Annotated in this window: 1 protein-coding gene; it reads right to left on the bottom strand. The window is 47.3% G+C overall.

From position 1 onward, the window contains the following. Positions 1-459: zinc ribbon domain-containing protein (locus tag G5B11_RS18830; protein WP_173729345.1), on the bottom strand; the 459-nt coding region annotated here is incomplete at both ends.

The raw sequence follows: 459 nt of genomic DNA, 5'->3' as shown, positions 1-459 counted from the left end.
TATACTCGGTTATGCGTCCGGCAGACCAGTCCTCATACATTTTAGCAAACAGCCCATCAACCTCGGCTTTACGCTTCTCTGCCTTTTTCAGCTCCGCAGCCTGCTTTTTCTTTGCAGAGTTTCTTTCCCTGTCGCTGGCATTGAGCAGGCGTTTCAGTAGCTTGTCCTCGTCTTTCTGTGCCAGCATAGACCAGTATTGCAGTCTTGCAAGTACATAGGCATACAGTACATCATAGCGGATATAGTGCATGGAACACTGGCGTAATCCCTGTCCGTTTTTGCTGCAATGGTAGTACCCGTATGGGTTTTTGTTCTGCTTGTTTTCCCCATAGGCTAAAGACCATCCGCAGTCTGCACATTTTATCAATCCTGCGAAAATCTGTGTCGTACCGTTTCTGCGTTTCCTGCGTCTGCTTGCAATCAGCTCCTGAACTTTTTGGAACACTTCTTCGGAAATGA

The sequence above is a fragment of the Blautia glucerasea genome (genome assembly GCF_013304385.1).
GTDB lineage: Bacteria > Bacillota > Clostridia > Lachnospirales > Lachnospiraceae > Blautia_A > Blautia_A ammoniilytica.
Note: the sequence above shows the minus strand (reverse complement) of the source record. Positions and strands in the feature narration are given on the sequence as shown.